This is a genomic window from Enhydrobacter aerosaccus (assembly GCF_900167455.1).
Classification (GTDB): domain Bacteria; phylum Pseudomonadota; class Alphaproteobacteria; order Reyranellales; family Reyranellaceae; genus Reyranella; species Reyranella aerosaccus.
Window position 1 is genome coordinate 102,189 of sequence record NZ_FUWJ01000014.1, and the last position, 22,683, is coordinate 124,871.

At 61.0% G+C, this 22,683-nt stretch carries 17 protein-coding genes and 1 pseudogene; 16 read left to right on the plus strand and 2 right to left on the minus strand.

Annotated features, from left to right (window positions below; all coding sequences use genetic code 11):
- The first annotated feature begins 1 nt into the window (after window position 1).
- From B5D62_RS29360 to B5D62_RS29380, 5 genes are all read left to right on the plus strand, one after another.
- Window positions 2-1,183, plus strand: coding sequence for a glycosyltransferase family 4 protein (locus tag B5D62_RS29360; protein WP_170921209.1), 1,182 nt, complete (start codon window positions 2-4; stop codon window positions 1,181-1,183).
- A gap of 17 nt (window positions 1,184-1,200) precedes the next feature.
- A complete protein-coding gene (locus tag B5D62_RS29365; protein WP_085937644.1) occupies window positions 1,201-2,664 on the plus strand; it encodes a hypothetical protein in 1,464 nt (487 codons plus the stop codon).
- Window positions 2,665-2,732: 68 nt separating this feature from the next.
- Entirely contained in the window at window positions 2,733-3,683 is a 951-nt protein-coding gene (locus tag B5D62_RS29370) for a glycosyltransferase family 2 protein (protein ID WP_085937645.1), read from the plus strand.
- Window positions 3,680-5,083, plus strand: a complete 1,404-nt coding sequence (locus tag B5D62_RS29375; RefSeq protein ID WP_085937646.1) for a glycosyltransferase — start codon at window positions 3,680-3,682, stop codon at window positions 5,081-5,083. The genes B5D62_RS29370 and B5D62_RS29375 overlap by 4 nt, the downstream gene beginning before the upstream one ends.
- Window positions 5,084-5,264: 181 nt before the next feature.
- A complete protein-coding gene (locus B5D62_RS29380; RefSeq protein WP_139374153.1) occupies window positions 5,265-6,257 on the plus strand; it encodes a glycosyltransferase family protein in 993 nt (330 codons plus the stop codon).
- Here the strand turns inward: B5D62_RS29380 and B5D62_RS29385 are convergent.
- Window positions 6,251-7,315: a PIG-L family deacetylase gene (locus B5D62_RS29385; protein ID WP_085937648.1), complete on the minus strand. Its 1,065-nt coding sequence runs from the start codon at window positions 7,313-7,315 to the stop codon at window positions 6,251-6,253. The two genes, B5D62_RS29380 and B5D62_RS29385, sit on opposite strands and share 7 nt — an antisense overlap.
- Before the next feature lie 155 nt (window positions 7,316-7,470).
- Between B5D62_RS29385 and B5D62_RS33140 the strand changes: the two genes are divergently transcribed.
- The 6 genes from B5D62_RS33140 to B5D62_RS29420 all read left to right on the plus strand — a co-directional run bounded on the left by B5D62_RS33140 (window position 7,471) and on the right by B5D62_RS29420 (window position 15,914).
- Window positions 7,471-8,619, plus strand: a complete 1,149-nt coding sequence (locus B5D62_RS33140) for a glycosyltransferase (protein ID WP_231714987.1) — start codon at window positions 7,471-7,473, stop codon at window positions 8,617-8,619.
- A complete protein-coding gene (locus B5D62_RS29400; RefSeq protein ID WP_085937650.1) occupies window positions 8,616-9,770 on the plus strand; it encodes a glycosyltransferase in 1,155 nt (384 codons plus the stop codon). Before B5D62_RS33140 ends, B5D62_RS29400 begins: the two co-directional genes overlap by 4 nt.
- A gap of 463 nt (window positions 9,771-10,233) precedes the next feature.
- A complete protein-coding gene (locus B5D62_RS29405) occupies window positions 10,234-11,877 on the plus strand; it encodes an outer membrane beta-barrel protein (RefSeq protein WP_085937651.1) in 1,644 nt (547 codons plus the stop codon).
- Between the two features lie 5 nt (window positions 11,878-11,882).
- Complete coding sequence (locus B5D62_RS29410; protein ID WP_139374155.1) at window positions 11,883-12,572, plus strand: polysaccharide biosynthesis/export family protein; 690 nt, start codon at window positions 11,883-11,885, stop codon at window positions 12,570-12,572.
- 123 nt (window positions 12,573-12,695) lie between these two features.
- Window positions 12,696-15,116, plus strand: a complete 2,421-nt coding sequence (locus B5D62_RS29415; RefSeq protein ID WP_085937653.1) for a GumC family protein — start codon at window positions 12,696-12,698, stop codon at window positions 15,114-15,116.
- A gap of 27 nt (window positions 15,117-15,143) precedes the next feature.
- The gene (locus tag B5D62_RS29420) at window positions 15,144-15,914 is read left to right on the plus strand and encodes a metallophosphoesterase family protein (protein WP_139374156.1); all 771 of its coding nucleotides are present in this window, start codon (window positions 15,144-15,146) and stop codon (window positions 15,912-15,914) included.
- Window positions 15,915-15,944: 30 nt separating this feature from the next.
- Here B5D62_RS29420 and B5D62_RS29425 read toward each other — a convergent pair whose 3' ends face one another.
- Complete coding sequence (locus tag B5D62_RS29425) at window positions 15,945-17,249, minus strand: nucleotide sugar dehydrogenase (protein WP_231714985.1); 1,305 nt, start codon at window positions 17,247-17,249, stop codon at window positions 15,945-15,947.
- A gap of 257 nt (window positions 17,250-17,506) precedes the next feature.
- On the opposite strand from B5D62_RS29425, the gene B5D62_RS29430 reads away from it, so the two are divergent.
- The 5 genes and pseudogenes from B5D62_RS29430 (at window position 17,507) to tnpC (ending at window position 22,642) form a co-directional block, all read left to right on the plus strand.
- Window positions 17,507-18,898 (plus strand): outer membrane beta-barrel protein, encoded by a 1,392-nt coding sequence (locus B5D62_RS29430; protein ID WP_085937654.1) that lies wholly within the window; start codon window positions 17,507-17,509, stop codon window positions 18,896-18,898.
- 271 nt (window positions 18,899-19,169) lie between these two features.
- The gene (locus tag B5D62_RS29435) at window positions 19,170-20,132 is read left to right on the plus strand and encodes an OmpA family protein (RefSeq protein ID WP_170921211.1); all 963 of its coding nucleotides are present in this window, start codon (window positions 19,170-19,172) and stop codon (window positions 20,130-20,132) included.
- A gap of 419 nt (window positions 20,133-20,551) precedes the next feature.
- A complete protein-coding gene (gene tnpA / locus B5D62_RS29440; protein WP_139374158.1) occupies window positions 20,552-20,893 on the plus strand; it encodes an IS66-like element accessory protein TnpA in 342 nt (113 codons plus the stop codon).
- Window positions 20,890-21,240: an IS66 family insertion sequence element accessory protein TnpB gene (gene tnpB, locus B5D62_RS29445; protein ID WP_085937657.1), complete on the plus strand. Its 351-nt coding sequence runs from the start codon at window positions 20,890-20,892 to the stop codon at window positions 21,238-21,240. Before tnpA ends, tnpB begins: the two co-directional genes overlap by 4 nt.
- A 119-nt stretch (window positions 21,241-21,359) precedes the next feature.
- Window positions 21,360-22,642: pseudogene (gene tnpC / locus B5D62_RS29450) on the plus strand (IS66 family transposase).
- Window positions 22,643-22,683: the final 41 nt, after the last annotated feature.

Consider the following 22,683-nt stretch of genomic DNA (forward strand, 5'->3'; position numbering starts at 1 on the left):
CATGGCGATGCGCATCGGCTTCCTGGTCAGCCATCCGATCCAGTATCTCACACCGCTGTTTCGCGAACTCGATAAGCGCTGCGATCTGACGGTCTACTTCGCCCATCGGCAGACCGCCGAACAGCAGGCCGATTCCGGCTTCGGCGTTGCCTTCGAGTGGGATCTCGATCTGCTGTCCGGCTATCGCAGCGAGTTCCTGTCCAACATATCCGGGACTCCGTCGCCCGACACGTTCTGGGGATGCAATACGCCGGATATTGCGCGCAGGATTTCGGACGGAAGGTTCGACGCCTTTATCGTCCCGGGCTGGGCCTTGTGGAGCTACTGGCAAGCGACCATCGCCTGCCGCCGCAACGGCGTGCCGGTGCTGGTCCGGGGCGATTCGCAATTGGTCACCCAGCGCGGGGGCGTCATGCGCCTGGTGAAGGAGCTTGTATTTCCCCAGGTTCTCCGTTGCTTCGATGGATTTCTCTATGTCGGCCAGAGGAATCGCGACTATCTCATTCACTATGGCGTTCCCGCCGAGCGGCTGTTCTTCTCGCCGCACTGCGTCGACAACGATGCCTTCAAGAAGGCCAGCGAGGCGGCGCGCCACTTGCGGCCGGAGCCCCCACCTTCGGACAGGCCGCGTCTGCTGTTCGTCGGCAAGCTCATCCCGCGCAAAAATCCCCTCGACCTGCTGCGCGCTGCAGCATTGCTCCAGAAGCGTGGTGTGGCGGTGGAAGTGCTGTTTGCCGGATCCGGTGACCTTGCCGACGAATTGGCGGACTTCGCGAAGACGGCGGGGCTGGCGGTGCAATTTCTGGGCTTTGCGAACCAGACCCAGCTTCCGGCCATCTATGCCGCGGCCGACGTGATCGTATTGCCGTCCCGGATCGAAACCTGGGGATTGGTCGTCAACGAGGCGATGGCCTGTGGCTTGCCGGCCATCGTTTCCGATGCCGTCGGCTGCGCGCCGGATCTTGTGGAGACGGGGAGGACCGGCGCGGTCCATCGGCTCGGCGATATCCCGGCCCTGGCCGAGGCAATCGAGACCGTGTTGCACGCCGACCGGCCGGCGCAACGGCGCAACGTCGCCGAGCGCATCGCAGCTTACTCGCCGGCCGCGGCCGCGACGGGTATTCTGGAAGGGGCGGCGACGGTGCGGGCCCGGCGTTTTGCCAAAGCCGCCAAAGCCGCGTAAATGCTTCGGTTCAAGCCATGACTGCCGCCACCGTCTCGTCCGTCCACGCTCCGGTTTATCTGGATTTCAAGCTGGTGCTGAACGCATCGGCCGTGTTCGGCGGGTTGTGCCTGGTCCTGTCGCCTTTCACGCCCGACACCGTTCCGTTCGCCGTCGGGGCGATGGTTCCCTTCGCCTGCCTGCGCATCCTCTATACGCCGACGATGCCGGCCGCGATGCTCTATCTCTTCATCTGGCAATGGCTGGAAATATTCGCCCGCGTGCTGCAGGCTTGGGTCGATGGCCAGTCGATGTCGGCCGGGACGGGCGGTCCGAACGTCACCAACGCCTACTGGTACATGATGGCCAGTCTTATCGTGCTGGCGATCGTGTTTCGGCTGGTGATGACGAACATGAAGCCGCCGACACCCGCTCAACGCACGGCGCACTTCCGTTGGGCCACACGCGAAGTGGTGATGTTCTACGTGGTGACCTTCGTCGTTTCGACGATGGCCGCGGTTCTCGGCCGGGGTGGTCTTGCCCAGCCCATGGAGGCGCTGGCGCGCGTCAAGATCGTCGGCCTGTTCACGTTGTTCGTTTACGGGATGTCGACGGGACGCGGCACCAAGATCATGCTGGCGGTGGTGCTGTTCGAGATCGGCACCGGCTTTACGGGCTTCCTTTCGGATTTCCGAGGCGTCTTCGTTTTCCTGGGCATCGCGGCCATAGCAGCCCGCATCCGCTGGAAGTTCACGACCGGCCTGTTGCTGGCTGCCGGGCTGGTGGCCCTGACGACACTGGCTCTGTTCTGGACCGCCGTGAAGACCGACTATCGCGAATACGCCTCGCAGTCGTCCGATTCGCAGGCGATCGTGATGCCGCTGTCCGACCGCATGGCATATCTGGGCAACAAGGTGCTCACCTTCGGCGACACGGACTTCGGCGAGACGTCCTACAAGTTGCTCGCTCGCTTCGCCTATGTCGATATTTTCGCCTCCGTCATTGATGTGCGCGCCCTGTCGCCCGAGCCGATCTTCATGCGGCAGTGGAAGGAGGCGTTCGAGCACGTCTTCCAACCGCGTTTCTTGTATCCCGACAAGCCGGAACTGTCGGACTCGGACGTCTATATGCGTCTGACGCAACGCTACCTGGTGGATGAGGTGTCACAGGGCACTTCGATCAGTGTTGGCTATATGGGCGAGAATTATGCCGATCTCGGCTTTCCGGGCATGCTTGTGGGGATCGCCTTCCTGGGACTGATCCTCGCGACCTGCCTTCGCATCCTGATGTCCTTCAACCTGCCGCTGGTCATGCGCGAAGGCATCGCCATGGCTTTCGCCTTCACCATGGCCCGCGACGGCGTCGAGGTGTCCTTGCCGAAGATCCTTGGCGCAGCCCTGATGTTCATGATCGTTTTCCTGACGGTTGTCAGGTTTGCCGCGCCCAAGATCGTGCGCTGGCTGGACTCGTCCGGTGCGGCCGCCAGAGCGAAGGCCGGGTGAGGACGGAGGACCTCCGGCCTATGGTCGCCGCCTATACCGGCAGCACAGGCGGCTGAGCCGCGAGCGCTATGGTCGACGTTTCGATCATCATCCCGACCTTCAATCGACTCTGGGGACTGCCACAGGCGGTGGAGTCGTGCTTCTCCGCGGATTGTTCCGCCGAGGTGATCGTTATCGACGACGGCAGCGCGGACGGCACCTGGGACTGGCTGCAGAAGCGTAAGGATGTCGTCAGCATCCGAACCGCCAATTGGGGCAAGTGCTGGGCCGTTGCGGCGGGGATGGCCGTGGCGAGGGGAGACTATGTGCGCTTTCTGGACTCCGACGATTGGCTCGAGCCGGGCGCCAATGCCGAGCAGGTGAGGTTGGCGCACGAAACCGAGGCGGATGTGGTAGTGGCCGGATACACCGATTTTTTTGAGGATTCGCAGCGCCTCGCGCCCCATCCGTGGGTCGATTGCGACGACTTCGTTGCGCAACAATTCGGGGAAGTTCCGTTTTCCCACTATTCCGCCTTTCTGTTCCGCCGCTCGTTTGTCCAGGACGTCCCGCACCGACCGGAGTTCGCCTTGCGCGACGATCGAATGTTCATGCTCGAGGTGGCGGTCCGTCATCCGCGCCTAGCGGTCTATGGAAAGTCGGCCTTCGTCCATCGTCACCACAGTCGGGGAAGGCTGCAGAAGACGAGCGGTTTCCGTCGGACATTGGCGGACTGGACGAATATCGAGGTCTATCGCAAGGCCATTGCCCTGCTGGAAGCGAAAGGGGAGGTCTCCCCACGGCAACGTCGCGCTGCCGTATCGTATATCTGGCCTGTCATCCGCAATCTCGCCAAGACGCAGCTCGACGAGGCAGCGGCCGCGGCCGACTGGAGTGCGAAGGTGGACCCGGCCTTCGTTCCTGCGGTTCGGGCTCCCATCCTGCTTGGATACAGGTGGCTTGGGTTCAGGGCGACCGAACGACTGATTCGCCTCTGGGCCTTGTTCCGCAAGCCGCCACCAACCGGACCATCGTCATGACACTCGAGGGATCTGACACTGGCTCCAAACGGCTGCGCATTGCCCATTGCGTCGGATTCTACTTTCCCGAGGGCATGGGTGGGACCGAGGTCTATGTCCAGGACTTGAGGGCGGCCCTGATGGACAGGTCGATCGACGGCTATGTCATCGCCGCGACCGACAAGTCGTTCGAGCAGTATGTCTGGGAGGGCGTTCCTGTCGTCCGCTATCCCAGTAACTGGGCCGGAATCCGCGACTACTCGGCGGCGCGCTCGCGCGCCGGGCTGAGCAAGTTTCAGGAGCTTATTCTCCAGAACGCACCGGATATTTTTCATCTGCACTCCTGGACGTCCGGAGCGGGCCTTACGCATTTGGCTCAAGTCGCGCAGCTGGGCATACCCTGCGTGGTCACCATGCATGTCCCGTCTGCCTTGTGCCTGCGCGGCACGATGCTTCTGCACGGTCGCGAAGCCTGCGACGGGCGGATCGACGACAAGCGCTGTGCCCAGTGCTGGGCGGCATCGCGCGGATTGCCGCCGGCACTGGCCAATGCGGTATCGAGTTTGCCGAGACGATCGTGGAGCGGCGGCTGGACGTCGAGGATTTCATCGAAGGCGGTGACGCTGCTGTCTGCCCGTTCCCGCGCGGTGGTCCAGGCGCTCGAACTGCATCGTATGGCAGAGTTTTCGGAGAGAATCGTCGCCCCGAGCCAATGGGTCTATTCGGCTCTGCTGGCCAACGGCGTCGCCCCCGAGAAGCTCCGGATTTCGCGCCAGGCCGTGTCGCGATCCCTGACGGTCGAAGCGCAACGCCTGCCTCATGAGCCGGCCAAGAAGGATCTCACGATCGGCTTCATTGGCCGGCTCGAGCATTACAAGGGTGCACATATCCTGCTGGAGGCCATGGCGCAGATCCCGCGCGACGTGCCGATTCGGCTACGGATCGCGGGGACCGGCACGGAGTTGCCCTACCTTCGAACCCTGGAGCAGGCCGCGGGCAGCGACAAGCGGATCGAATTCTGCGGCGGTATCTCGCGCGAACAGGTACCTGATTTTCTGCGCCAGGTGGACATTCTGGCCGTGCCGTCAAACTACATGGAGACCGGCCCGTTGGTCGTGCTCGAGGCTTATGCCTTCGGTGTCCCCGTCATGGGCGCGAACCTGGGGGGCATAGCGGAGCGTGTCCGCGATGGGATCGACGGCTGGCTTCTGCCCTTCGATGACAGTCGCGCCTGGGCAGTGGCTATGCGGGAAGCCGCACAGGATAGAAGTCGCTTGCAGAGGCTTACGGCGAATATCCTGCCATCAAGGACGATGGGCGACGTGGCCGACGAAATGGCGGTTCTATATCGAGAGATCATCGGCGGACGTCTCTCTCTTGGCCATGCCGAGACCGTCAGGATGCCGGCAGATCGGCCATGAGACCGACGTCCGGAAGGAATTTGCAGTAACCGCCGATAAGCCATTATCCGCGCCGCGTTGCGTCGCTGCCTGCAACAGGATCCGGAAAGGCCTGAATTTTGTGAAGAGGCAAAGCTGAACTGTGGTACCTACTCGGCGGGCAACGGAGATCGTTCAAGAGGGCTTGCCGGGCGGTTCTGTAGTGAAGCTTAGAGAGCCACTTAATCTCTTCTATGAGGAGCCCGATCCTGATCGCTGGGTGCCGCTCGATCGCTATCCTCGGCGGCTGATCCGTCAGTTGATGGGGAGAACCCGCAAGCCAGGCGGCGCAATGCGTGTGTTCCTCAACCTCAGGGCGGGGCTCGATCGTATCGGAGCGCCTTACCGCCTCAACAACTATCGGCATGTGCGGAACAATCCGGAGGATCTGGTCTCCCTGATCGGCAAACCGCATCTGCTGGCTAAGTTCTCTCCGCAAACGCCAATCGTGTTCGGAACGTCGATCTACAATCATCCGATCGACGACGAGCAGTTGCCGGCGCACCATCTGATCCGTCAGGTCCTGGTGCCGAGCGAATGGGTCAAGAACATGTTCTCGACCGTATGGCCGAACCTGGTTTCGGTCTGGCCCGTCGGCATCGACACCCATCGATGGGCGCCGTCGCCATCGGCGACCAAGGACGTCGATATTCTCGTCTACGACAAGATCTATCGCCGGCGAGAGGAGTATCAGCAGACGTTGATCGAGCCGTTGATGGCTGAACTGCGCCGCCACGGCCTCGTGATCGAATATCTACGATACGGATTCTATGCCGAATCGGAATTGCTGTCGCTCAGTCGACGGACACGGTCGATGGTCTATCTCAGCCATCACGAGACCCAGGGCATCGCCGTTGAACAGATGATGGCGGCAGGGGTGCCCATTCTGGCTTGGGATCCGGGCGGCGAGTGGCAGAGCCTCGAATACTTGTTGCGGGGCGTGCGCTTCGGGCCGGTCACATCCGTCCCCTATTGGGACGAGCGCTGCGGCGTCAAATTCACCAATGCAGCTGATCTCGTTCCAGCCTTCGCATCCTTCTGGCAGGGGGTGAATGGCAATGCATTCGCGCCGAGAGAGATGATCCTCGACAGGAAGCTGACCCTGGAAGCCTCAGCTGAGACCTATGTCGGGCTCATGGAGAAGTACCGCTATTGACCTCGGTCGGGCCCGGTGCCGAATTCGTCGTCCAAATCCGTCACGGAGCCATCTCGTCCAATCGTACCACGTTCGCCGGGCAGCAATCGGCCGACGAGCGCCGCGGGCAGCAATCTTTGCGCGGCCAGGGCGAACGCCGCGTAGGAAACGCGGAATTCGAAAGGGCGACGGTGCCGCCGCGTCCTATCCCAACGTACGAGCCGGTCAGGGTAGCAGCGCGTCTCCATCAGCGAGCCCGCATTCTGGCTCACGAACGCACCCAGCATTCCGCGTTTGCGCTCTATTTCGTCTGGCCGCAAGCGAACCTTCAGTACCGGCCGGCCGTCGATGCCATCGGGAGGGCCGTAGTATGAAACGAGCCCCAGAAGCCACCGTGTGCATAGCGCTATAACTCGGTGAGGCGTGTATTGCAGTGAAACGTAGGGGCTGTACTCCGGGGCCTCGAAGATCTCGAACCTGTCTTCGGCCGTCACGATCGAGCCGATGAGGCCAACCACCATGTCGTGATGAATGTGACCGCCCTCGAACATGGGCATCACCAGTACGGTGGGACTGAATTCATCAATGATCGAACGCAGTCTGGTCGCCGCAAGGCGAAGCCTGTGCGGATCACGTTGCCGCAAGGGGGGCAGGAGGTCGAGATGCATGAGGCTGGCGGGAGCGACACCCCCGTTACCCCATGCCGCGCGCGCTTCTTCTGCTCGTGTTGCAGCCATCGTCGGGAGCGGATCGGGTGCGAGATAGACAATGCGCGTCGCGCCGCCAAGCGCGTGGTTGCGGATCCCAATCCCGCCGGCAGCAATGACGCAGTCGTCCTCATGGGGGGCCAGAATGAGCAGCCGATGGGGTTTGTCCCAATCCATCCAATGCTCAAGCGCAATGATCCGGCCAAGCGCCCATGCAGATAGTGCGAACAGGCCGAGATAGAAGGCGGCGAAGGGCAGCAAGAACAGGCATAGCGGCTGTGCCAGAAAAACCGTGGCGGCACACAGCAGGAGCGCGAAAGTTCCAAGCAGCGCGACGGCGCGCGCCGGCGCGAAGAAAAGCCGGACTTTCATCGGATGTTCGTTCGACTGGGCCGTACGCTGCTTGCCGGTTGCCCGGCGTCCAGGATTCTACCTATGCTATCAGTTGCGGGCGAACTGCAAGCCCTTGCCGGGATGGACCACGTTTCTTGCGCCTTCTTCATATCGTGCCGACTTATTTGCCTGCGGTGAGATATGGCGGACCTATTCGCTCTGTCCACGCCCTCTGTCGAGGGCTCGCGGCCCGGGGACACGACGTCCATGTCTTCACGACCAGCGTCGATGGTGACGGAGACAGTGACGTACCTTTGGGGCAGGTTGTCGATCTCGAAGGAGTCAAGGTTACCTACTTCCAGAGCCGCTGGCTGCGTCGGCTCTATTGGTCGCCGCCTCTGTATCGCGCCCTGACGGCCAGCCTGCCGAAGTTCGACCTGGTACATCTGCATGCGATCTATCTCTGGCCGATGTGGGCCGGAGCGCATATCGCTCGTGCGTCGCATGTGCCCTACGTCTCATCCCCACGCGGAATGCTGGCGCCGCAACTGATCCGACGGAAAAACCGCCTCATCAAGGAGGCCTGGCTTGCTCTGATAGAGCGCAGAAATCTCGAAAAAGCAGCGGCGATCCATGCCACGTCTACCGGCGAGGCCGATGATCTTCGCGCTCTTGGTTGGTCTTTGCCTCCTGTCAGGATCATCCCTCACGGCGTGGACGATCCTGAGCCGCTGGCCGATGCTACCATCTCGCCCGACGTTGCTGCGGCAATCTCAGGGGGCGGCTACGTGCTGGCCCTGGGCCGCATCAATTGGGAGAAAGGGCTCGACCGCTTGATCGCGGCGTTGCCGTACGTCCCGTTGGCGCGACTGCTCATCGCGGGTGGGGACCGTGAAGGTCACGCAGCGATGTTGGCGGAGCTGGCGCGTCAAGCCGATGTCGGCGACCGTGTGACCATTCTCTCCCGTCACGTCGATGGCGCGGACAAGGAAGCGTTGTTCGCCCATGCCGCCGCATTTGCCATGACATCCCTGTCCGAAAATTTCGGATTGGCCGCCTTCGAAGCCATGCGCCGTGGCTTGCCTGTTGTCGTCACGCGCGAAGTGGGAATGTCGGAGATCGTTCGAGAAGCAAAGGCCGGCCTCGTCGTGGAGGGTAACCCCCAGGCAATCTCCTCCGGTCTGGATGCGATTCTGTGCGATCCTGCTAAACGGCAGGCGATGGGCGAGGCGGGCCGCAACCACGTCGTGGCTCATTACGGCTGGCCCGCCGTGGCCGAGCAAATGGAGGATCTTTACCGGTCCATCCTTCAGACGAATACCAGCAAGAGCATGGTTCGATGATCGATCTTCTGGCGCAGAGTCCCTTCGACCTTTCGACCGAGCGCCGGCTGGTCATAATAGCCGACTGGCTTCCGCCGGATTTCGGGGCCGTCGGACAATACATGCTGATGCGCGCCCGGTCGCTGGCGGAGCGGGGGCACGAGGTAACGTTGCTCGGCCTGTCGTCGAAGGAAGCTTCGCGCGTACAGAGTCATATCGGCAAGGGGTCGCTTACGGAGATCCGATTGGCCGCTCGGCCGGTGCCGCGCGGTTCATTGGCGGGCCGTTTGGCGTGGACGATCAGGACCGATCTGCGACTCGTCTTCGGGGCCTTCGATCGTCTCCGGCAGGCCGATGGCATCCTGTTTACGGGCTCGCCGCCCTTCCTTATCCATTTCCTGGTGCCCCTGAAGCCCTTCTGGAAGGGGCGGCTCGTCTATCGCATCACAGATTTCCACCCTGAATGCCTCATCGCTGCGCAAGAGCGTCCCTCGCTTGGCTTGCAGGCCTTGTTGGCGTTGACCAATTTCTGGCGCCGCCGCGTCGATGCTTTCGAGGTTCTAGGGGAGGATCAGCTCCGACGCTTGCGCGCGACCGGAGTAGATGCTGCGCGGATCGCCCTGGTCCGGGATGGGTCGCCGGTCTCCTTTCCGCCCAACTGTCAGGGAGACCCGCTGCCCGCCGATCTGATTGGGCACTGCGTGCTGCTTTACTCCGGCAACTACGGTATCGCTCATGAAGTCGAGACGGTGGCCGAAGGCTATCACCGCCACCACCGCGAGGGTACCGGACGGGTCCGGTTATGGCTCAGTGCCTCTGGAGCGGGGACAGAAGAGCTGGTGCGCCGGTTCACGCAAGAGAAGTTGCCCTTCCACAGGTCGGCGCCCGTCCCCCTGGAGCGGCTCCCTGGCCTGCTTCGAGCCCCTCACGCACACCTCGTCACGTTGAAGGACCGATTTGTCGGTTACGTGATGCCGTCGAAGATCTATGCCTGCCTGGAGTCCGGTCGACCTTTGATTTTCGTCGGCAGCGCCGAGTCCGACGTGGACTTGCTTGCCCGCACTTCCGGGGTCCGTTATTGGCGCACTTCTTGCGGTGATCCTGCAATGTTCGCGAGCGCACTCGAGGAGTTGGCAGACTCGGTCTGCCGGGCAGGAACTGCTGCGGGATAGTTACACAATGGGGAACTGTTAATTGCGTTGGTCTGCCAAAATCCAAGAGGTCTAATACCGCTTGGTTTTGGAAACGCATTTCAGTATTTTTCTCTGCAGATTGTTGAATTGGGGGCCGGCTGCTGTGCCCCGCAGTTGACGCCGCTGATTTGCTGCAAAGAAGTGGACGCCGGCGTTTCCGGGGGATGTGGTGGTCCTGATCGATAGAAAAATTGCACTTTCAACGCGGAGTGTTGGGCGCCTCACGCCTCTTCACTGCGGCGGGTCGATCTGCGGTGCCGTATCGTTGGGTTGCTCACGAAGCCAAGCCGTCGTCGAGGAGACGACGCGCCGATCTTGCCAGATCAGATCCACGGTTTCTCTGTGGTAACGAGCAAAAACCGAAAGTTCCAGACCACCCCGTCCCGTGCAGACATTTGTCCAGCCTATCCTCGGACCTCTGCCTGGATGGCGCGTTCCAATCATGTCGATTAACGCCTCCCGTACTCAATGGATCTGGACGCCGCTTCTGGGATGGGCGCTGTTGTCTGGTGACGTGAGCGCCGCGTTGGCGCAGTCGGTCGGCACGCAGGCGGTCGACATACAAAGTGTCGGGCCGGGAACGCAGACTCCATCGCCAATTGATCCGCTGACTGGGTTGCCTGTTCCCGATGTGACGTCGACTGATTCTTCGGGCTCTACAACCGCTACGGGTGGCGGAGGTAGTTCGCCGGTAAGGTCCGCGACGACGACAAACAGTTCGGTCACGCCGCCAACTGTTTTGCCGCCTATCACCTCTCCGTCGAATACCGGATCGTCCGTTGGCGCGTCCACTATCAACACCACCACCGGCGGCGGCCCCGTAAACGAGGTCACATCCCTGCCGTCCTACACGACAACAATCGTGAATGCCCCGTTCGGGACAAGCATTCCGGTCGAATCGTCGATCGGCGGTGGGGGCGGCTCGGGACCTGGTGGCGATGAATTGGGGATCACGCTGGGCTCGTTCCGGCTCTACTCCCAGCTTGAAGTGAATACCGGTGCGGACAGCAACGTCTTTGCCCAGAACGTGTCACAGGGCACGACCGGCTCTTTCTACACCACGGTCGCTCCGACATTCGACTTGCGATCCAACTGGTCGAATCACGAATTGCACTTGTTGGCGGGCGGTATTGCAGGCTTCTACCTCACGGCGCCAACGCAGAACTATCAGAACCTCACGCTCCAGGCGGATGGAAAGATCGATATCTACACCGACTTCTACGCGCGCTGGCTCGTCGGCTTCCAGCGCATGACACAGGCGCTCGGAACGCCCAATGTGGCGTTCGCGCAGGCACCGACCGTCGTCAACTCGATCCCGGTTGGGTTGGGCTTGTTTCAACATTTCAGCCGCTTCTTCTACGAGCTGAAGGGAACGGCTACGCAATATACCTACAACACCTACAGCGTCATTCCCTCGACGGGTCTGCCTGCGTCGAGCCAGAACCGCACCGAGTACGAGGAGTCGCTTCGCCTCGGCTATGACGTCTTCAACGACCTGGCATTCTTCATCCAGCCCGGCCTCAACCAGCGCCGGTATGCTAGCCAGGTCAACTCCGTCGATCAGGAGCGCGATTCCAACGGTCAGGTCCTGAGTGTCGGTGCGACATGGACGCCCTCGCCGGTGACGATGCTCGAGGGCACGGTCGGTTATCAGAGCCAAAATTATCAGCAATTTGGCCCGACATCGGCCTTCACATATGGACTCAAGGGAACGTGGAATGGTTATGGCCCGCTCACCTTGCGGCCGTCGATCACGCGTTCTGTGGCTGAGTCGGCCCTCAGCAACTATCAGAACTTCATTTCCACGAATTATGGCCTGGATTTCAATTATCTGATCCACGACGCCTGGACGATGGTGGGCGGTGTCGCGTTGATGACGGCCAACTATACTCCAGTGCCCGGCTCCGGCTTCGGGCCGCGAACAGATACGATCTGGCGGGGACAGCTCGGATTTCTCTATTCCCTGCGGCCACAAGTACAGATCGGCCCCTTTTTCGAGTACACAACGGCGTCCTCGACAGACCCGATCAACGGGCCGGTCTATAATCGAGAGATTTTCTCCATACGTTTGATCGCGAAGCGGTGACCACTGTGCAGAACAGAAACAGTCTTTGGACCTTCCTGAGCGGGCTGCGGCCCACCAAGACAGTGGCGATGGGGCTCGCGGCGGCGGCCCTGTTCACCATCGCCGCTTGCGAGCGTACGACCGGCGTGACCCAGTTGCCGATGCCACCGGATCGCGACGTCGTATCATTCAACGCGCCGGCGCCGACGAATGGCCCGCCGTTTCAGCCGAATGCAGACTGCAAGCTTGGTCGGGGAGATTATCGCCTCGGACCGGGCGACAAGATCCGAGTCGTCGTTCTGCAGGACACCGAATTCTCGGGCGACTACGAGGTTAACGCGACCGGCGCCATATCGGCGCGCATGATCGGTCCAGTCCAGGTGGCCGGTATGACCCTCAACGAAGTCGAGGAGATGCTGCGGGAAAAATACCGGAGTGGGGGCTATCTGGTGTCGCCCCGCCTTAGCGTCGAACTTGTGACGACCCGGCCCTTCTTCATCATCGGTGAAGTGCAGCGGTCTGGCGCCTTCGCCTATGTAAATTGCCTGCGCGTCATCCAGGCGGTGGCGATTGCCGGCGGATTTACGCGTCGGGCCAGCAAGTCACACATTACTATCAAACGATACTATTCCAAGTCCGCCGAGGAGGAATACGTGACTGAGGATACCTTGGTCGAGCCGGGCGATCTCATTCGCATACCGGAAAGGTATTTCTAATTTGCGTAAAAAATGCAATTTGTGTTGCGTCAAGGCGGATGCCGGGATGAAGCATCAAATTTGCAAGTATAACTTGGTGGTTTCGAGAGTTTTGCGACCCTTGAGGGCGCAGGATGGGACGAAATGGGACCTTTGCCAAAGATAGAACATATCGCCGACGATGCCGATCTGGCTCACGTTCCGGCGGGAGCAGATGCGCTTGGGCCGGCGGGGCGGGTCGCCGATAGCGGCAACGAGCTCTGGGAATGGCTGCGGCTGCTCAATCGCCGCAAGGCCTTGATCGTCGGCGCCGGCCTGGTCGCCGTGGCGATCATGGCTTTGATCATTGCCCAGCAGACGCCGCTCTATAAGGCATCGGCCCGGATCATGCTGGATACCCGGACGTTCAAGGTCGTGAGTACCGAGCCCGCGCTGTCGGGCGTCGATACCCTCAACATGGGCGCGATCCAGAGCGAACTCGAAGTCATTCAATCCGAGTTTCTGATCGGGCGGGTCGTCGACCGGCTCGGGCTCGCTTCAAATCCAGATTTCAACGGTACCAAGCCGCCCGGTTTCCTGGAGGCGACTCTCGATCCCATTCGTCAGTTGTGGCGCTCTGGGGTTTCCTCGCTCCTGGCGCCACCTCCGCCGGCCCGTCCAGCACAAGCACCGGCTGCCCGGCGGACACGGTCGGATGACAGCGATCCGGCTCGTCGCGCAGCTATCGCCACCGTCGCGAGCCATCTCCAGGTCTCCCTGCTGGGCCGCACCTTTGTCATCGTCATTACCGTCGAGAGCCCCGATGGCACGATGTCGGCGCGCATCGCCAATGCAATTGCCGAGGTCTATCTGGCCGATCAGGTCGACAATAAGAACGAAGCCAATCGCCGGGCGACCGAATGGCTGGAAGAACGACTGGCGGAACTGCGCCGGAACCTTCAGGTCGCGGAAGAGGCAGTTGCCACCTATCGGCGCGACAAGGGCCTCGCGGGCAGCCCGGAAGGGGGCGTATCGACGCAAACGCTCTCGGACCTCAACAGCAAGTATCTGGGAGCGAAGACGCGGCGCATCGAAAAGGAAGCCCGGCTCGTTGCCTTGAGCAAGGCGAGCCTCAATCCGAACGAGGTCGCTGGCATCACCGAGGTTGCCGGCAATGCGACGCTCAATGCGCTGCGGACCCAGGAACTGGACCTCAACCGCAAGATCGCGGAGCTTTCGACCCAATTCGGCCCGAACCATCCGAAGCTCATCCAGGCGCGTAGCGAGCTTGCCGCGGTGCACACGCGCTTTCTTCAACAGATGGAGAGCATCACGCTGGCGATCCGCGCCGAGCTGGACGCCGCCAAGGCCGAAGAAGAGGAGATGAAGGCCCAGGTCGAGCGTGCGTCGGTACTTTCGGGGGCGACGAGCCAATACGAAGCCGAGCTCAAGCAGCTCGAGCGTGAGGCGCAATCGAACCGGGCCCTCTACGAGAGCTTCCTTAACCGTTTCAAGGAGCTTCGCGAGCAGCAAGACATCCAGCGCGCCGATGCGCGGATCCTGTCCTATGCCTGGCCGTCCACGACGCCGTCTTCGCCCCAGTACAAGACCGGCCTGTTTGCCGCCTTCATTGTTGGTTGCCTGCTGGGCATGGCCGGCGCCATCGCGGCCGAGAAGCTGGATCGAGTCTTCCGCTCCGCTTCGCAGGTCGAGAAGGCGACAGGGGTTGCCGTGCTGGGCATGATCCCGCTGGTGAAGAGCACCATCGGCCAGCGCGCGAACATCGTCACGCAGGTCGTGGACCGGACGACCTCGTCGGCGGCAGAGGCGATGCGCGCCGTGTTCACGGCCATCAGTCTCAGCAATCTCGACCGGCCGGCCCGCATCATTGCGGTCACGTCCTCGACGCCGGGCGAGGGCAAGACGACCTTTTCCGCGGCTCTTGGCGGTCTTCTGACGAAGATGAACGCCTCGCGCCGCGTGCTGCTGGTCGACCTTGATCTGCGCCAGGCCAAGCTCGCCGTCGCGCTCGGCCTCAAGGACCGCGGGGGTACGATCGACGAATACCTGATGGGGACCAAGACGCTGGACGAATGCATTCATCGCCACGAGGCGTCCGGCGTCGATTATATCTGCGCTCGAGCCGAAACGCCGAATGCTCCTGAGGTGCTCGAGTCCCATGCCATGAAGGCGGCGTTGGCGACCTTCGCCGATCGCTACGACCTCGTCATTCTCGACAGCCCGCCTGTGATGGCCGTCTCCGACGCCCGCATCGTGTCGCAGCTGGCCGACTATACGATCTTCGTCCTGCATTGGGCCAAGACGCCGCGCGATGTCGTGAAGAGTGCGGTTTCGGCCTTGCTGAGCGTCACCGATCGCGTTGGCATCGTCATCAACAAAGTCAATCTGGCCAAGCACGCGATGTATGAGTACGGCGATTATGGCGACTACTACTCGCGCTATCGCGGTTATTACGGTGCTGCGTATGGCGGTGGTGCTGGCGGAGGCGCGCCGCCGGCCAATGGCCCTTCGAGTGAAGCCGGTGGCATCGCCAAGCTGACGCGGATCGTGCCGAAGATGAAGTAAACTGCCCCTCGCAAGAGGCTTTGGCAGATGGTTTTCGGGTGGTTGTTGGGCAGCGCTTTTTCGCGCCGGAAGGCAAGGCTTCCGGCGGGAGAGGCCGTCTACGCCGTGGGCGATATTCACGGCAGATTCGACCTGCTTCAGGATATCCTCCAGCGGATATCCTCGGATGCCCGGCAATATCCGCGAGATTCCGCCCGCACCTTGATCTTTCTAGGGGACTATATCGATCGCGGGCCGGAGAGCCGCTCCGTCGTCGAGGCGCTTCTCGACGACCCTCTGCCGGGTTTCGCCACGGTCCGTCTGCTGGGCAATCACGAGGAGGCATTCCTGGCCTTCCTCGATGGCCGAAGCGACGGGCGGGATTGGCTGGCCTTCGGCGGATTGGAAACGCTGATGTCCTATGGTGTCCCGCTGCGCGGCGCGCCTCAGAACAGCGACGTCATGGCCTCGTTGCGGCTATCCCTGATATCCTGCGTGCCCGGCCGCCATACCAATCTGCTACGCAGCTGCAAGCTTTATCATCGGACCGGCGACTATATCTTTGTCCATGCCGGAGTCCGGCCGGGCGTGCCGCTGGAGCAGCAGAATGCGACCGACATGCTGTGGATCCGCGATACCTTCCTGAACAGCCGCAATCCTCTGCCAGAGTACACAGTGGTGCATGGGCACACGATCTGCGACAGGCCACAGGATCGGAGGGGCCGGATCAATATCGATACCGGCGCTTTTGCCAGTGGTCGATTGACCTGTCTCGTGCTGCGCGAGTCCGATCGCCGTTTCATCTCGACGGCAGATTAAGGATGAAGAAGATGGGCCGGGCTGGCGAGGTCACAGTCGCCAGAGCGTCACGCCCTCCGGAACGGACGAACGGTCCAGAAGGGCGGGGACGTCGGCCACGAAACCATTGCCTGGCTTCAAGAGGGATTTGACCAGAGTCCAGCCCTGCTCCCGATAGGGGTGGTGCGCCACCGCGACCACAACAGCATTGGCCGGCTTCAGCGCCTCGAGCGGGGTCAACGACAGCTTGTATTCCTCCTGCAGGAGCGTGCCGTCGGCCATCGGATCATGCAGCTGCACACCGATCCCGAAATCCTCGAGCTCGTGCACGATGTCGATGACGCGAGTATTCCGGATGTCGGGCACATTCTCTTTGAAGGTTACGCCCAATATTGTCACCAGAGGTTGGCCATCATGCGGACGGCGCATGATGTTTCGCGCCACGCGGTTGGCGACATAAAAGCCCATGCTGTCGTTCACACGGCGGCCAGAATGGATGACGTGCGGATGGTAACCTACTTCCTCAGCTTTGTGAGCAATATAGAACGGATCTACGCCGATACAGTGCCCGCCTACTAAGCCAGGGCGAAAAGGCAAAAAGTTCCACTTCGTTCCGGCTGCCCTCAGAACGTCCTGAGTATCTATACTCAAGCGATCGCAGATCAACGCTATCTCGTTGATGAGAGCAATATTGATATCGCGCTGCGTATTCTCGAGAACTTTGGCGAACTCTGCAATCTTGATCGAGGCGGCACGATGGGTCCCCGCGCTCACGACGCTGCTATAGACCTCATCAACGACATCAAGTGTCTCTGGCGTGTCGCCTGAAACGATCTTGAGAATGTTGTCGAACCGCCGCTCTTTATCGCCGGGATTAATTCGCTCAGGTGAATAACCGACGTTGAAGTCGTTCTTCCATTTCAAGCCCGAGGCGTGCTCGAGCACAGGGATGCAGATCTCCTCGGTGACCCCGGGATAAACGGTCGATTCGTACACTACGATATCGCCCTTTTTGAGGACGTTACCAATCGTTGCCGAGGCCGTTCTCAGAGGCTCCAGATCTGGCTGTTTGCTGGCATCGATGGGTGTTGGCACCGTCACGATGTGAAAGTTGGCACGCTTCAGATCGTCCGTTTGCGCTGTGAATAGTAACGCTGGCGCCTTGAGGTCGTCGCTTCGTACCTCTCCTGTGCGGTCATGGCCATTCGAGAGTTCTTCGATCCGACTGGCACTGATGTCGAAAGCGATGACCGATACGCCGGCTTTGGCAAAGGTAGTCGCAACCGGAAGGCCGACATAGCCCAAGCCAATAACTGAGATAGAGCGAGATACCTTCCCTCCCATTTTCATCGCCATTGCCTTCATATCCGATTCTCGAATGAGTGTTGGGAAGTTTGACCCATATTGCATTGAAAGTCACTAAAGTGACACTCGACTTCACGACGTCGCATCGCGATGGCTAGTGGAGGATGTCAAACGCCTCGGTTTGGAGCACAATTCAAATTGCGCCTTGGGCGCGGGCGTTGCTTTGAGCCTCCGACCGCAGACCTAGTTTGTTTCCTGTATCGACCAACAGAGAGTCTTTCGGGACTACCAACTGCAAGGAACCGTTGATGCTCCACCAAGGGTCTTCCGAACCTCGTTTGTCCAACGTCCCACAGGCCATTCCCCTGGTTACGATGTCGCCATGCTTCTGCACATGGCTTACGGCCGTGCTACTGGGGGCGACCTGCGCCGGCAACGCCTTCGCTCAGGTCCCCTCGGGCACGACCTCACAAATTCCAGCAGAGCAGCGCGTTGCGCCGCCACCCGGGCAGGACAACTTGACGCCGAAGGAGCGAGCCGCAGAAAACTACAATGCGCAGGGAATGCGCGTTGGTTCGTTTCTTATGTTCCCGTCGCTCGAGCTCAACGAGGTCTTCGATGACAATATTTTCGCAGCGCCGTCGTCCAGCGGAAAGACCGGTAGTTTTATTCAAATTATCAAACCGAGCATCGAACTCCGCTCCCAATGGTCCCAGCATATGTTGAATATGTATGCGCGGGGTGCCTTTGCATTCTATTCAGCTGCAGCAAGTCAGAACTATCAGGATGTTGCCACAGGGGCCGATGGTCGCTTCGACATAACGAAGGGATCGAACGCCTATGGCGGCCTTTCTTACAGCCACAATCATGAGGCGTTGGGTACCCCGAACAGCCCGATCGGGGTCTTTCAAATTAGCCAATACAATCAGTACTCGGCCAATGCTGGCTACTATCAGGAGTTCGGCCGTTTCCGGACGAGGCTAGACGGTCGAATGGATGCATACGACTACAACAATAACGGACAGGGCCCCGCTCAAGGGGTCATCATCAATACTGATCGTAATCGTATTGAGCTGCGAGAGAGCCTTCGTCTTGGATATGAATTTTTGCCGGGCTATGAGATCTGGACTCGCGGTGACTTGAATCAGCGTCGCTATGCCAATAACCCAGACTCTTCCGGCTTGTTTCGCAATTCCTCCGGATTCGACATTGTGGGAGGATTCGCCGTTGCGGTGAGCACTATTACTTCGTTCGAGGTTTTCGCAGGTTACGTCCAACAGGACTATGTCGATCCTGCATTTTCAAACATTCGTGCACCAACCTTCGGATTGACGGGGTATTGGAGCCCTACTAGGGAATTGCTGGTCAAGCCATATGTACGGCGCACCATCGACGACAGCTCACTCACGACTGCTTCCGCTTATCTGAATACGAGCGGCGGACTCGACGTGAATTATAATTTTCGCCCCAACATTCGGCTCGATGGTCATGCTGATTATTCGATAGCCGACTACCAAACTGTGGCGGGCGCGGCTGGTCGCTATGACCAGTACTTCACGATACGAGGCGGCGTCGTCTATTCACCTACGCCGAACTTCTTTGTGGGTCCCACCTACCAGTTTGTGCATCGAACCTCGAACCAAGTGGGCTTGAGCTACGACGATAATCAGGTCCTGTTACGATTAGGGGCTCAGCTCTAGGCCTCTGCGAGTTAATGGGTAGTAACTGCGGAATTGGGTGGCGCTTAATCTGGTAGTTTCTATAGAATTGGTGTGCGCAATAGGTATTGGGACTGCCTTACGGCGCGTCGGCAAGATGGATTGTTGCAAAATTGCACCATCATTAATGCCTCTTACAGGGGGTGTGCTTAATCTTTGGCAAAGAAATACCAGTCTGGCTCGAAGTCGTGGTATTGATGCCCTGCGTAAAGCATCGCGTTCAGTGTTCCATCCATTTGGGGGACAAATACACATGATCAAGAAGGTAATGTTTCTTGGCGGTGCGTTGATGGCGCTGCCGCTGTGCGCTCAAGCGCAGACTATTAGTCCTCAGCAGGGCTTTTATCTTGGCGCGGGTGGCGGCCTGAATTGGAATCTCGGAGCAACGACTAGCACGGGCTCGACTGTCAGCACGTGGACAGGTTGGGCAGTCGGCGGCAAGCTGGGTTACGATTTCGTTGGGCCTCGCGCTGAGCTCGAAGTCGGATACGGGCAGATTCCGACCAATGTGAATATTCCTGGAACGGCCCTGACGAACAAAGTCGGCCAGCTGACGGTCATGGCAAACGCTCTATATGACTTCATGCCGGCTTCGGTTATTACACCTTATATCGGTGCGGGTCTGGGTATCGCCTTTGTCGACAGCAATTCCGCGTTGGGCAGTACCCAGTTCGCTTACCAGGGTATGGTCGGTCTCGCCTACAATATCGATAGTCAATGGCGCTTGAGCTTGGAAGGCAGATATGTCGGTACGACAAATCCAAGTGTGAACATTAATGGGTTCAGTGTCAGTTATCCAAACAACAACTTGTTGGCGCTCGCAGGCGTCGTCTACAAGTTCGGCGCGCCAGAGCAGGCTCCGCCGCCGGCTCCGCCGCCGGTCCAGGCTCCGTCCTACATGGTGTTCTTCGATTGGGATCGCGCGAACCTGTCGCCGCAGGCCCTGAACACGATCAAGCAGGCGGCTGACGCCTACAAGACCAAGGGCAATGCCCGCATCACCGCGACCGGCCACACCGACCGGTCGGGCCCGGAGAGCTACAACATGGCGCTGTCGCTGCGTCGTGCGAACGCGGTCAAGGACGCTCTGGTGCGAGACGGCGTGCCGGCCACGGCGATCTCGGTGATCGGCAAGGGTGAGGCCGATCCGCTGGTCCCGACTGCCGACGGCGTCCGCGAGCCGCAGAATCGCCGCGTCGTAATCGTCCTTCAGTAGCAGTCGGAACCTAAACTGGTCTTGCAGAAGGCGGCCGATAGGCCGCCTTCTTTCTATGTCTCGAAAGCTGATGGGCTTTTCCCCATCAGCTACAGCAATCGCGTTCCGCGCCTTCGCCACACCGATCCCGACAAGACCTCGCTACAATGAACCACGGCTCGTCCTCCTGCGGTGAGGATCGACTCGGCCGCTCTGAGTAACCCTCGAAAGCGCAGTGTAGGACGAGCCACCTCGGCTCAGCGGACATACGGTCTTACGATCACGGTGAAGCGGTGTATCTGTCTATCGTGAAATGGTAACCGTCCGATCTTGGCCGCCTTGAGCTGCCGCTGGGCGGTGGCAGTAATGGCAGGGTGAACAGATCGGAAGAGACGAATGTCAGGCCTGTGCGTGACAGGAGTGCGTTAGCGGCTCGGAGCGTGTCGCGACGCCGACGCTACAGTGCGGAGGCGAAGAAGGCGATCCTTGCGGAGGCCTCGGCGCCAGGAGCAACGGTGCCGGAGGTAGCGCTGCGGCACAACATCACGCGCAGCCTGATCCACAACTGGCGTCGCCAGGAGGCGGCCTCGCTGCTGGGCGCGACGGTGCGGTTCACGGCGGTGACGGTTGCGACGGAGATGCCGAGGGCGATAGAGGCACCGCCGAAGATGGAGAGGGGTGGCCGGATCGAGATCGAGCTGCCAGGCGGTGTGCGCGTGCGGGTCGAAGGTGGCGTCGATGAAGAAAGGCTGAAGCGGGTGTTACGAGCGTTGCGGCGATGATGGGCTTGCCGTCGGGGACGCGGATCTGGCTGGCGACGGGCGCGACGGACATGCGGAAGGGCTTCGACGGCCTTGCCGGCATGGTGCAGACGGTCCTGGGCGAGGATCCGTTCAATGGCCACCTGTTCGTGTTCCGAGGCCGTCGCGGGCATCTGGCGAAGGTGCTGTGGTGGAGCGGCGACGGTTACTGCCTGTTCAGCAAGCGACTGGATCGCGGCCACTTCGTGTGGCCGCAGGCATCGAGCGGCGCGACGGTAGCGCTGAGTGAGGCGCAGCTGTCGATGCTTCTGGAGGGCATCGACTGGCGCCGGCCGGAACGGACCTGGCGTCCGGAGAAGCCCGGCTGACTGGGGCGGAGGTTACTCCGCCCGAGTCGGCTGAAGCTTTAGCGAAGGCCGATGCGGCACAACGACTCGCGGGGGCTCATCGCTGTTCCCATGGCCCAGCGGGACGTTAGCATTGCGGCGTGCTTGGAGCCGATGACCTGCCCGAGAGTGCCGAGGAGCTGCGCCAGCTGGTGCTGAAGCAGCGCGCGGCACTGGCCGAGCGGGATGGCATCATCGAGCGGCTGAAGGCGCAGCTGACCTGGCTGTGCCGGCAACAGTTCGGCCGCTCATCGGAGAAGATCGAGCGCGAGATCGCGCAGCTGGAGCTGCAGCTCGAGGATCTGGAAGAGACCTCGTCATCACGTATTGCAGCAAGCGAACCGGAGCGCAGCATCGCTGATCCGGGACGGCGGCCGCTGCCCGACCATCTGCCGCGCGAGGAGATCGTTCACGAGCCAGCCTGCACGTGCCCGGACTGCGGCGGCCCGATGCGGCGGCTGGGCGACGACACCTCGGAGATGCTGGAGTACGTGCCGGCGAGCTTCCGAGTGGTCCGGCATGTTCGGCCGAAGCTGGCGTGCTCGCGCTGCGACCGGATCGTACAGAGCGAAGCACCGTCGCGGCCGATTGGTCGCGGCCTGGCAGGCCCCGGCCTGATCGCTCACGTGCTTGTGGCCAAGTATGTGTGGCGCTTGAGCGCTCGACGCTGGCGGACTGGGTGGGCAGCACGAGCGCCCTGCTGCAGCCACTGGTCGAGGCGTTGGCGAAGCAGACGCTCCAACCCGGCAAGCTGCATGCCGACGACACCCCTGTGCCGGTGCTGGCGCCGGGGCATGGCAGGACCAGGACCGGCCGGCTGTGGGTGTACGTGCGCGATGACCGTCCCGCGGCTGACAGCGCGTCGCCGTCGGTTCTGTTCCGCTACTCCGCCGACCGCAAGGGGGAGCGCCCGCAAGACCATCTGCGGGTGTTCCGGGGCTTCCTGCAGGCGGATGGCTATGCCGGCTATAACCGGCTCTACGGCAATGAGATCGTCGAGGTCGCCTGCTGGGCCCATGCTCGGCGCAAGTTCCACGACCTGTACGTCGACAACGGCTCCGAGCTTGCGCAGGAGGCGCTCCAACGCATCGGCACCCTCTATGACATCGAGGCGGGCATCCGCGGGCACAGCCCGGCCGAGCGCCAGGCGGTGACCCAGCTCTGTCGCTATCGCGACGACGGCCGGCTGGAGATCGACAATAGCGCCGCTGCCGCCGCGATCTACAGCTTGATCGAAACCTGCAAGCTCAATGGCGTCGATCCCGAAGCGTATCTGCGGCGCGTGCTCGGCATCATCGCAGAACATCCGATCAACCGCGTCGCCGAACTCCTGCCCTGGAACCTCCGCGACAGGCTCGTCCCGGATGGCCCGTCAGTAACCTGACGACCGCATCAGTCAGCCCACGGCCCCGGCCGGACGCTTAC